Here is a 12148-nt window from a genome sequence, read left to right as displayed (position 1 = left end):
CTTGAAATCTCCGGGCATGTTGCGATGTCCGGGGGCATTCAGGCTTTATGTACGAAAGGGACGTGAAGCGATGGGTACAACCGTTGTGTTCAGTTTTCCGTATTTTGGTCATGTCAATCCTACAGTGGGGCTGGTTCGAGAACTGGCGAACAGAGGTGAACAGGTCTATTACTATACAACAGATGCGTATATGAAATATGTAGAAATGGAAGGTGTGGTATGTCGAAGTTACGGGGACGTGCTTCCACTACTGGATGAAGAAATTCCTATTCATACGACCGATCCACTGAAGGTGCTGGAGCAGCTTGTTCCGCACAAATTGAATAAGCATCAGCAGATGGTTCGTCTTCTTCTCGAACAGGTGATGGCGGATGATCCGGATTACATTATCCGGGATTGCGAGTCTTACTGGGGAAAAATGATTGGCAAGATGCTTGAGATTCCAGTGATTTGTTACATCACTACAATTGCTTTAAATGAAACGATGATGGATCTTCATCGTGAATATTTTGTTGCCAATGTATTTGGAAATACCACGGGAGGTATGGTATGGCTTTCGGAGGCTGGTACTTTCAGTGAATATTTGAATGAATATACGAGGCAGCTCTCTGTTCCTTATTCCGTTGAGTTTAAGGCAATTGATGCCTTCTCCGGCGCGGACGAGCTAAATCTTGTTTTTACTTCACGGGCTTTCCAGCCCTTTATAGAGTCGTTTGGTCCAGACTATCTGTTCCTTGGTCCGATGATTCGTGAGGAGGAGAAAGAAGGTGGAGACCTGCCGCATTTTGAACCGGATTTACCCGTAATCTACATATCTATGGGGACTGTATACAATGACTGTCTTCCTTTTTATCGAAAATGTATTGAAGCATTCCAGGAACGTCGTTGGAACGTGATCATGTCTGTCGGAGAGCGAATCTTTCCTGAAGAACTGGGTGAGTTGCCTGAACATATCACCGTTCGACCCCATGTGCCTCAGCGAAGACTGCTCAAATACGTTGATGTCTTCATCACGCATGGAGGCCATAACAGTACCAATGAAGCGTTATACCATGAAGTGCCTATGTTGCTGTTCCCACAAGCAGCCGATCAGTTTGCTGTTTCCAGCCGGATTGAGGCACTCGGTGCAGGAAGCATTGGCGATAGCCATCATTGTGCACCTTCGGACATTACTTTTATGACAGAACGTATCCTTCATGATTCGTCTTATGCTGAGTCTTGCAAGAGGGTTGGGGGAGCGATACGTAGCGAAGGCGGAATAAAGCTGGGTGTTGATGGGATATTTACGTATCTTAATGATGGAACCCTGATAAGCGCTACCAATGATTGATACTTGTGTATCACATGACGAAGGGAGTTCGCTATGGCTACTGTAATGATATTCAGCCTTCCATTTTTCAGCCATGTTAAACCAACATTGCCTCTTGTTGCAGAGTTGCTGGCACGAGGAGAGACCGTGATTTATTATTCGGATGAACAATATAGAGAATTACTTGCCGATTATAATGTGACGTTCCGGAGCTATGGGAATATGAGAGAGCTGTTTGTTGACGAGAATGATCCGGGCCTGTACCTGAGTAACCCGCAAACGATGTTGGAGTATTTAGTTCCTGGAGTTATCCAGAAAAGCAGGTTGGTTCTCAATGCGATATTGGCTGATGTTATGGCTGAGCAACCCGACTATATTGTCAGGGACAGCGACGCCCATTGGGGCAAACTGATTGGAGAGCTGCTTGAGGTGCCAGTGGCCTGTTATGTCCTGACGTTTGCGATCAATCAGGCACTTCTGGAGAAAGACCAACATTTTCTCATGCACAAAGTGTTCAGAATCCAAGAAGGCTACACGTTTGCAGAAACGACAGCAAGCGAATTAAATCTTTTTGCAGCAGCTCTGGCAGAGCAGCATCATATTCAAGGCTTCGGCCTGGTCGATGCTTTTAGTGGGAATGAAGAATTGAATCTTGTGTATACGTCAAAAGTATTCCAGCCACATTCGGATGTGTTTGATCACCGCTTTGTGTTTATAGGACCGCAGTTCCCCAATGTCAGCTCTCAAATGCTGCAATCCATGAGGCAAAGAACGAAACAGGATCATGAGCTTCCCTTGATTTATATTTCGTTCGGCTCTATCTATACAGATCGCCTTGATTTCTATCGTAAATGCATTGAAGCTTTCAGGGATAGCGAAGCCCAAATTATTATGTCTGTAGGGAAAAGCATTGATCCATCATGCTTGGGAGACATTCCGGAAAATATGACCGTTCATGCATTTGTCCCTCAGTTGGAGATTTTAAGCAAAGCAGATGTATTTATATCTCATGCCGGTTATAACAGTGTGTCTGAAGCACTTGTATTTGGCGTGCCGTTGATTCTGTTTCCTCAAGGGGCGGATCAATTCGCTATCGCTTCGAGACTGGAAGAATTGGGGGTCGGCGCGTATGTCCGAGACATAAGCATCTCTGCTGCAGATCTGAGAGATATGACGTTTGAAACGATGAGAAACGAGAAGATGAGAGCTGAAGCGGTGAGATTAGGGAGTAGCTTTTTTGAAACGGGAGGTATGGTAGAAGGGGTGAGCAGAATTCTGGAGTACGTCGACCAATCATAATGTAGATACTCTTCATCAAAAGGGTTATTAAGCTAGAATTAATTTACAGTTAAGTTGATTAAGAGACTTGTATCACATACACTCGATTTGGGCGGACACTTTCGACATTTAATGGGAATTAAATGGAAGAGGCGTGTCAATTCAGGACGAGGGGAAATTAATACATGAGATCGTTTTCCGGGGGAGTACAGAAAGTGTTCATCTGCCTGATGGTTTTGGCCGTGAGCATGGGCGTAAGTTGGATTACATCAGGAATTCAGACAGTCAGTACAGCAACATCAGGGGACTGGGTGTATTCCGTAAATGGGAATGGAACAGCAACGATTACAGGGTATACGGGGAGTGCTCAGGATGTTGATATTCCCGGTACACTGGATACGCATGAAGTGACCCATATTGGGAAAGAAGTTTTTTTGAGAAAGAATTTAACCGGTGTGACCATTCCAGACAGCGTAATCAGCATAGGGAAAGAAGCCTTTAGGCAAAACCGTCTAGGGAGTGTTGTCATCCCGAATAGTGTGACTTCGATTGGAGATTATGCATTTTTCAAAAATCAATTAACCAGCGTGTCTCTTCCGGAGGGCATAACCAAGCCAACTCTACAAGATCGGAATCACTGATTATGATTATGCGCATGTTAAATGCGAGTCTTGGATTTACGCTTGATATAGAGTAGTGATTCGGGAGGATGAAAGACAGGTGCTGCTCACACAGTATCTGTCTTTTTCCCATAAAACCAAATTGTAAACGCTTTAAAAATGCGTAGACAAATGCTTCGGAAGGGTGATATATTGTTTCTGTAAGAAACAATATTATGTATAACGGACATGAAAATACGAATAAAGGATGGGATGTACGATGAACAGTATCGAAACAACGATGAAATCCTTTGACGGAACACAGCTTTATTTCAGCAAAAATTCAGTTGAGGATGCGAAGGCAGCCGTAGTCATTGTACATGGATTGGCAGAGCATGCCAGCCGCTATGATTATTTGACCGAGAAGCTGAACCATCGTGGATTCAACGTATATCGTTTTGACCATCGGGGTCATGCGAGATCAGAAGGAAAGCGCACATTTTACAGTGATTTTCATCATTTGATCGATGATGTCAACGCTGTAGTAGAGGTGGCCTTGCAAGAAAGTGGAGATACCCCACTGTATATCATTGGACATAGTATGGGTGGTTTTGCTTCATCATCATTTGCAACGAAATATCCGGGGAAAGTAAAAGGTATCGTTTTATCGGGAGCACTTACTCGTTATAACACCAAGGTTGCTGGAGAATTGCCGATGGATCTGCCTGCAGGCACGTATTTCCCGAATGAACTCGGCAGTGGCGTATGTAGTGTTCCTGAAGTTGTATCCGCTTACGCCAATGACCCGCTGGTAGAGAAGCAGATTTCTGTAGATTTGTTTAACAGTTTGGGGTACGGAATAGAATGGTTGAAAGAACATGCGAAGCAATTTGTTGATCCTGTGCTTGTGCTGCATGGAGCCAATGATGGACTGGTTAGTGAAAAGGATTCTCGTGACTTTTACGGAGATATCGCTTCGACAGATAAAACACTGAAAATCTATGCAAATCTCATGCATGAAATTTTCAACGAAACGGCGCGGGATGAAGTGATTGAAGAAGCGATCTCATGGATTGAAAAACGAATCTGATTTCAGTAGAGTGAATGCTCAGTAGAGTAATAGAGAGAATTTGAAGACGAAAGGGATTGCGCATGAAATTAGATTGGATGGGTGACCATCGGGATCTTGTCGAGAAGATCATCAAGTACGGTAATGCCTACTCTAACACATACAAGCTGCAACGAAGCTATGGAACAGATATGACGTTCTCTGCTTCTCAGATTCAGACACTCGAATATATTCTGGAGGCAGAGGATCAGGAAGAGAAGATGTCCGAGATGGCCGCACGTTTGGGTGTTAGCCGAAGTGCATTTTCTAAAAATGTGAAAAATTTGACCGAAAAAGGACTACTGGAAAAATATCATCTAAGCGGTAACCGCAAAGATATTTATGTCAAACCTTCTGCTAAAGGTCGTGAGGTGTACACGAAGTACACTGCATTTGTCCGAGAACTTTGTTTTGATGATATTTTTAAGCTGGCAGACCAGATTACGGAAGACGACAAAAAAAGCTTTATTCGTATCATGGATCTGTTTGCCGATGTACTCGTCTGGTACGGTGAAAAAGAACAGGAACCACGTAAGCTCATCAAAATTGAGCCGGATGGTGAGTAGTTCACAATGTTAGTGAAACGGACAAGGGTATGCTCAAATATGACTTGAATATGTGAACGATAAACAATTCCTCTTAAGGCTAACTATAAGCCTTGCGGGGAATTTTTTTGCGTATAGGACAGTCTACAGCCCATTCCCTCCGCGTATGTCGGTCATACAGTATAAAATGCCTAATGCAGAAATGCTGCATAACGATCAAAAAGCAGGGAGTGGAATGTTTGAAAACAAACATGAAAACCAAAACAAAACTGACTGGACGCGTCATCTTTAAAGGAGACCCAGGTTATGAGGCCGCACGTAAGAACTGGGACCCGCATACAGACCGGTTCCCTAGAGTGTTCGTTTTTGCCCAAAAAACGAAAGATGTCTCCAACGCGATCAAATGGGCTCGTGAAAATGACGTACCGATTCGGCCACGAAGCGGAAGGCATGCCCTTGAGGTCAACCTTTCTCAGGTGAACGGCGGGATTGTCATTGATGTCAGTGACCTGAATACCATCAAGCTGGACAAAAAAAGTGGAACGGTTGTTGTCGGAACAGGTAATCGAGTGGGACGAATTGCAAATACGCTCGCCAAGCAAGGATTCATCGCTCCTTTTGGTGACAGCCCTACTGTAGGGATCGGTGGAATTACATTAGGAGGGGGAATTGGGCCTCTCCAGCGTACCATCGGTCTTATCAGTGATAACCTGCTTGAGGTAGAGATGGTGGACGCCAAAGGAAAAGTGATTCGGGCCAATAAAAATCGTAATTCGGATCTCTTTTGGGCCTCGCGGGGAGGGGGCGGTGGTAACTTCGGAGTATACACTCGCTACAAATTCAAAGTGCGCCGTGCTCCAGCGAAAGCAACTGTATTTAAGATTACCTGGCCATGGGCTCAATTCGAAAAGGTGCTCAAAGTATGGCAGAGGTGGGCTCCTTCTGTTGATACGAGATTGGGTAGCGAGTTGTCCATCGGACCGAAAAAGGGCGGCAATGTCGTCATGGAGGGGCTTTTCCTAGGGTCAAAAACAGAGGCTCTCCGTCTATTGCAGCCGATTACGAGTGTCGGCACACCGACGAGTTCCATTGTTCGTTTGTTACCTTACACGGAGGTTGTGAAGTTCTTATTGCTTCCTGATCCGATCGAAACTCAAAGGTACAGTAACCAGTTCTCGTCCGGTTTTGGACAAAAACCATTCCCTGAGAAAGCCATCAAATCGATGCGCGCATTTTTGGAAAACTTGGAAGAGGGGCCAGGCGGGTTCTATTTCCTCAACTGGGGCGGAGCGGTAAGTCGCAAATCACCTAGATCAACCGCATTCTTCTGGCGTAAAGAGAAGTTTTACGTGGAATGGAACAGTACATGGATCAAGCCATCCCATGCCGCCAAAAATATTGCCCTGGTTCGTCAAACCCGCAAAAAATTGCAACCATACATCGTGGGTTCCTATATCAACGTTCCAGACCAAGGGATCAAAAATTCCGGTCCAGTGTACTATGGAGCCAACTATGCCAGACTGCGGAGAGTCAAAGCCAAGTATGACCCTCAAAATGTGTTCAATAATCCGCAAAGTATTACTCCCGCTCGCGTAGTGTAAAGGTTAAGTAATTTTTTTCTGCCGCCATCTGTGAAAGTTGAATGAGTCTTCCCACACCAAAAGGAATTTCCCTAAGGCTATCCAATGGCCTGAAGGAAAATTCCTTTTTTATATGATGGGAGAGGGAATGTATAGGTTCCATATTTGTCACACTAATTACTAAACTCTCCGAGAACGCGTCTGGATTCGGACAAAACCTTTCTTCTATGCGATTACAGGATTTGTTAGCTTTCTGTTTGTGAACGACAGGCAAGACATGAGAGTACGTATCCAGCGTTACTAGTATGTCTGAGTGTTGTTCGTGCTATCAACGTTGGATATTCTAGATGGAAAGGTCCGAGAGGGTTTCTTTCAACAGCAACGTCTACATGCTAGAGGCCCGTTCACTTGTTACGATATTCCTGCGGCGTGCAGCCGTAATGTTTTTTGAAGATTTTAATGAAGTGGGGGGGAGCCAAAAATCCGAGCAGCCCGCTGACTTCCGCGATCTTGAGATCGGTGCTCCGCAACAGATGAATGGCCCGTTCCATCCGGGTACGGTACAAATAATCACCGATTGTTTCGCCAGACACGGTCTTATACACTTTAGATAAATATACAGGATGCAGTTTCACGTGGTCCGCGATCGTCTGAAGGGAAATCCCCTCGGCAAGATGTTCTTGAATGAACGATCGAACCTTAGAGGCGATCCGCTGGTGAGAATCCTCCACTTGACGGGAGGACTTTACACGCAAGGTTCCGATTAGATTCTCAGCCCACTGAAAGATACGCTGTCTTGAAAGCTGGCTTTTCTTCCGCAGGAGCAGGTAAAACTCTTCACCGAGCTGACTTTCGGCATTTTCTTCCACAGAGGAGAACGATACGGCGAAGGAGGAAGAGAGATAAAGCAGCGTTGTAAATAACTGATCATGTGTCGGTTCGTTGTCATGCTCGTTGATGGACAAGATCCGGCCGATCTTGGCAAGGGCTTCCTCCCAGTTTCCTGATTCTAATAATGAAGGAAGAAGCGGAGGGATATGCAAATGGACCAGATTTCGCCCCTGCGATTGTGTTTCGGCTTCGTTGACCGTAATAAAGTAGCTTTTATTTTTTCCTACATTTCGTATAAGTGACGACACAGAAGCACGGTATGTTTCCGATATGTTCTCGGGAAACGTTTGCAGACTGCTCAGACAAATTGAAAGGGAGCCGGACAGAAACTTTTGCACGTTGTTTTGCACCTTGATTGCATAAGAATCAATCAGCGAAAGCTTAAGCGCATCGTTACTTTTTATCAGGAATACCATGTATCCCTGTTCGGTATTACAATGCCAAAGCTCGAAGAGTTCTTGAAACACCTCTTCGATGATGTTGCTGACAGCGAACTCCAGCAGCGACAGCGATTGAAGGTTGTACCTGGAGAAATCCTCCTCCATCCGAACAAGCATCAACATATAGGTATCGCCCGAGCGGAACGATACATCAAGCATGGTAAGGCGCTCCTCCAATACGTCGGCCTGGATCGACTTGTCCTGGAGCAAGTCTGTTAGCAACTGACTACGCAGCAGTGGCTTGTTGGCGTGCAGCGTGTGTTTAATTCGTTGGATGGAACTGATTTCGGCCCATTCCTGCTCAATATCGGTTATCGCCTGCTCAACGGAATGTGTTAAGGCAGATATGTCAACCGGCTTTAGAAAATAACTATGTGCTCCATAATGAATTGCCTTCTGGGCGTATTCGAATTCGTCATGTCCGGACAAGATGATGCATCTGATCTTACGGGAGAAATGCCGGATGCGTTCGATTAGCTCAAGACCGTCCATCTCCGGCATTCGGATATCGGTAATGATAATATCTATAGCTTGTTTCGTCGCTGTATGGAGCGCTTCTTGTGCTGAGTAGGCCCGGTGTACCTCTTCAATACCATACTCTTCCCATGGAATAGTTAGCGCTAAGCTATCGACAACCGATGTTTCGTCATCAACAATAAGTAATTGATACATACGGGGTCATTCCTCCTAATGTTTCCTCTTGGGCCAATGTAAAATAACGCATAATCCACCTAAAGCGCTGGGTTCGATCTCCATGCGGGAGGGTGCATCGAAATAAATCTGCATGCGCTGTCCGATATTCCACAATGCGCAGCCCATTTCATCTTCGAGCGGCTGCTTAATGCGATTCAATAATTGTTGCATGCTTTCGACAGTCATCCCAATGCCGTCGTCTTCAACGATGATCCGGTAGTGGTCGATCTCTTCGATTCCGCTTATCCGGATAAGCCCTATGCCGTTCTTCTTCTCAATCCCGTGAATGACACTATTCTCCACCAGAGGCTGTATAAGCAGTTTCGGCACAGACAGTCGTTTCATCGCATCAGGAACGTTAATTTCGTAATTCAATCTTTCCATGCGTAGACACAAAATGTTTAAGTAGTTCTCCACGACCCCCAACTCTTTCTCCAATGTCGTTGTCGGGTTGTCCAACCGGGTCGTGTACCTGAAATATTCAGCGAGATTTTTCGTCATCGCCGTGACGGCCTCTTCATTACCCAGGCGTGTCATATTGTCGATGAAGAACAAGCAGTTATATAGGAAATGCGGATTAATTTGCGCTTGCAGCTGTTTTACCAAAGCCTCCCGCGACATAATTTTCTCCTTATACACTTTCTCGATCAAGTCCTCAATCTGCGCGGCCATTTCATTGAAGTTTTTATAGAGGAGATCGAATTCGTTTTGGCTTTGTCTCTCAATCCGGTGTGAAAAGTCTCCGTGCTTCAGCAACCTCACACCCTTTAGCAACTGGATAATCGGAATTTGCACCTTCCTGTACAGGAACAGAGCTGTTATTATTCCCCCCATAAAGAGCATGACACAGGCGGTATAGAAGTAATTCCGGGTTTTCTCAATCGGCCGCAGTGCTTCATCCATCGGTATATAATCGACCATGTACCAGCCCAGTTTTTCGGATTGCAGAAAATTAACCATATAATCGATCCCGTCGGCCGTTATGATTTCAGAGCCCTCCATTCGATCGGACAGAAGAGGCAGCAACTGCGGCAAGATTTCGTTCACCTTACCTTTGCTTGAGTAGTCGTTCAGGATAACGGGCGCGCTACTGTGGTAGAAGAACGAATTATTATTGCCATTATTAGCCCTGTTAAGCATCTCGCGCAGATTGTCCCGGGGGAATGTAACGCGAATGGAATACGACTTATGGATTCGATAAGCAACGAACTGCCCGGATAAAGCATCCAGAGCCCATTGATTATCTGGTGTATCTACTGCAGGTACACTTGTAGAGGATGGGGAGCCAATCCACCGGTGCAGCAGCGAAGAATAGATCGAAATCTGATTGTTCCATCCTTCAGAAAAGCTTTGCAGCTTCATTTTGTCCGCCAGATTCTGAATCAACATAATTTGATCATATTTTTCCATTAAATCGACAGAGGGCAGCAGCCCGACGTTGGAATCAGTCTCCAGCGCGGTAGCTATCATCGTCAGCTGCTCTACATTATGATCCAGGTTCGTTACCAGAAAGCGCATCCGGTTCAGATTGTTTACTTTAATATCCTCTTTCACCGTGGCAAGACTGGTATTAATGGTAATAGTGTACATAACCATGATGATGACCGTGGATAGAAGAATGAGCAAGAGGATGGTATGGAATGTCCGGTACTGCTTGAACATGGGGCATCGTTCCTTTATAAGATAGACTGGTGTAGTACTCTCATTGTAGGATTCCACTGCGCTTTTTACAATGTTCCCAGAGCGGATATTAAGAATGCGTTATTCACCTTTGGATAGCGCTATATCTGTAAGGAGTTTAGGAGTTTTACAATATAGGAGACATAGAAATTCATTTTACAGGGGGAGCTTATGGAAACCTATAGTAAGACATCATCGAAGAAAGCGGTGCGCCAGAAAAAGATGTATAGAAATGACAACTGGCTGCTTTATTTAATGCTTCTTCCGGCCGTTGTACTAACCGTTTTATTTGTCTATGTACCCATGGGGGGCATTGTCATGGCGTTCCAGGACTATAAGCCTTATCTGGGTATCACTGGTTCCAAATGGGTCGGACTCGATCAATTTAAGTTTCTATTCGAGTATCCGGATAGCGTTCAGGTAATTTGGAATACGCTTCGGATCTCGGTACTTAAGCTGCTCTTCGGATTGCTCTCAACGTTAACCTTTGCCTTGCTTATTAATGAGGTTCGCGTAAAATTTGTTCGCAGTGCTGTACAAACCTTGGTATTTCTTCCTCACTTCCTGTCATGGGTCGTGCTCGGAGGCGTCTTCATCGAATTGCTGAACCCGGAATACGGACTGGTCAACCGTCTAATTCAGGTGTTGGGCTTCCAGCCCATCTTCTTCCTAGGTGATAATAACTGGTTTTTGTTTACTCTGGTTTCGAGTGAGGTTTGGAAAGAGTTCGGATATGGATCAATTATTTTCATTGCAGCCTTGGCAGGAATTAACCCATCTCTCTACGAAGCCGCGCAACTAGACGGTGCGGGGAAGTGGAGACAAATGTGGAGTATCACACTTCCATCGCTTGTTCCTACGATTTGTGTCGTATTTACGTTGTCACTGAGCCAGGTGCTCAATGCCGGATTCGATCAAGTATTTAACCTGTATAACTCTCTGGTGTATGAAAAAGGGGATATTATCGACACGTTCGTTTATCGAATTGGTTTAATTGGAGGCAACTTCAGCTTCGGTACAGCGATTGGGTTGTTCAAGTCTGTCGTCGGCCTGTTCTTGATCGTCGGAGGCTACAAGCTGGCGTACAAAGTGGCAGGATACAAAATATTTTAAGGAGCGTATCATATGAATGCAACTACAACGAAAGAACGATGGTTTTATTTCATAAATAATATCTTCATGCTGTTTCTGGCAGTGATTTGTATTCTGCCCCTCATTCATGTCGTATCCATTTCATTGAGTTCAAGCGCTGCTGTCCTGTCGAACCAAGTGACGTTTTGGCCCATTGGTCTCAACTTTAACGCTTTTGAGAAAACGCTGGGAGACCCCCGTTTGCTGCACTCCCTCTGGGTATCCGTTCAGCGGGTCTCTCTAAGCTTGATATTGGGTCTGCTCGTCAATTGTTTGGCGGCATATGTCTTATCAAAAGAAGGGGGAAGGAACGGAATTGCAGGTTATAAAGCATTTGTGGCTTTTTTCGTCATCGCTATGCTCTTTAATGGAGGGATGATTCCCACGTACCTAGTAATTACCAAGATGGGACTATACAACACCATTTGGGCGCTTGTCCTTCCAACTGTAGTTAATGTCTTTTATTTAATTCTGATCATGAACTTTTTTAAAGCGTTGCCGAAGGAACTGGAAGAAGCGGTCTTCATGGATGGTGCCAATCATTGGCAGGCATTCTCGAAGCTGTTCTTGCCGCTTTCTCTTCCAGTGCTTGCGACGGTAAGTTTGTTCACGGTGGTTCATGATTGGAATGAGTGGCTCTCTGGCTCAATCTATATGAAGGCAGATAATCTTCCGCTCAGTTCGTTCCTAAAAACGATTATCGCCGTTCCGATGGTTGATGGAAACAATGCCGCGGACATGGCCCAATTAAACAGCCGTTCGATCAGTTCTGCGCAAATTTTGATCGGGGCGCTACCCATCCTGCTCATTTATCCGGTGCTGCAAAAGTTCTTTACAAAGGGACTGGTGATTGGGGCGGTAAAAGAGTAAGTACGAAATTATGGATATATGGAG

General features: G+C 45.1%; 10 protein-coding genes. 8 read left to right on the top strand and 2 right to left on the bottom strand.

Annotated features, from left to right (window positions below; all coding sequences use genetic code 11):
* The first annotated feature begins 70 nt into the window (after positions 1–70).
* The 6 genes from ACR8BL_RS06940 (at position 71) to ACR8BL_RS06915 (ending at position 6440) form a co-directional block, all read left to right on the top strand.
* A complete protein-coding gene (locus ACR8BL_RS06940) occupies positions 71–1330 on the top strand; it encodes a macrolide family glycosyltransferase (protein ID WP_434751920.1) in 1260 nt (419 codons plus the stop codon).
* Between the two features lie 33 nt (positions 1331–1363).
* Positions 1364–2608, top strand: coding sequence for a macrolide family glycosyltransferase (locus ACR8BL_RS06935; protein WP_434751919.1), 1245 nt, complete (start codon positions 1364–1366; stop codon positions 2606–2608).
* Positions 2609–2772: 164 nt separating this feature from the next.
* Positions 2773–3228, top strand: a complete 456-nt coding sequence (locus ACR8BL_RS06930; protein WP_434751918.1) for a leucine-rich repeat domain-containing protein — start codon at positions 2773–2775, stop codon at positions 3226–3228.
* 238 nt (positions 3229–3466) lie between these two features.
* The gene (locus ACR8BL_RS06925) at positions 3467–4276 is read left to right on the top strand and encodes a lysophospholipase (protein ID WP_434751917.1); all 810 of its coding nucleotides are present in this window, start codon (positions 3467–3469) and stop codon (positions 4274–4276) included.
* A 62-nt stretch (positions 4277–4338) separates the two neighbouring features.
* Positions 4339–4860: a MarR family winged helix-turn-helix transcriptional regulator gene (locus tag ACR8BL_RS06920; protein WP_434751916.1), complete on the top strand. Its 522-nt coding sequence runs from the start codon at positions 4339–4341 to the stop codon at positions 4858–4860.
* Positions 4861–5090: 230 nt separating this feature from the next.
* Positions 5091–6440, top strand: a complete 1350-nt coding sequence (locus ACR8BL_RS06915; RefSeq protein ID WP_434751915.1) for an FAD-binding oxidoreductase — start codon at positions 5091–5093, stop codon at positions 6438–6440.
* A gap of 383 nt (positions 6441–6823) precedes the next feature.
* Here ACR8BL_RS06915 and ACR8BL_RS06910 read toward each other — a convergent pair whose 3' ends face one another.
* Positions 6824–8422, bottom strand: coding sequence for a response regulator transcription factor (locus ACR8BL_RS06910; RefSeq protein ID WP_434751914.1), 1599 nt, complete (start codon positions 8420–8422; stop codon positions 6824–6826).
* 15 nt (positions 8423–8437) lie between these two features.
* Positions 8438–10105, bottom strand: coding sequence for a sensor histidine kinase (locus ACR8BL_RS06905; RefSeq protein WP_434751913.1), 1668 nt, complete (start codon positions 10103–10105; stop codon positions 8438–8440).
* A 240-nt stretch (positions 10106–10345) separates the two neighbouring features.
* On the opposite strand from ACR8BL_RS06905, the gene ACR8BL_RS06900 reads away from it, so the two are divergent.
* On the top strand, positions 10346–11236 hold the full coding sequence (locus ACR8BL_RS06900) for an ABC transporter permease (protein ID WP_434753041.1): 891 nt from the start codon (positions 10346–10348) through the stop codon (positions 11234–11236).
* Positions 11237–11248: 12 nt separating this feature from the next.
* Positions 11249–12124 carry a carbohydrate ABC transporter permease gene (locus tag ACR8BL_RS06895; RefSeq protein WP_434751912.1) on the top strand — a complete coding sequence of 292 codons (876 nt, stop codon included), beginning with the start codon at positions 11249–11251 and terminating at the stop codon, positions 12122–12124.
* Positions 12125–12148: the final 24 nt, after the last annotated feature.

Origin of the sequence: Paenibacillus amylolyticus (assembly GCF_051136285.1) — a bacterium.
Classification (GTDB): Bacteria; Bacillota; Bacilli; order Paenibacillales; family Paenibacillaceae; genus Paenibacillus; species Paenibacillus amylolyticus_F.
The sequence above is the reverse complement of the archived record's forward strand: the minus strand, read 5'-3'. Positions and strand labels throughout refer to the sequence as shown.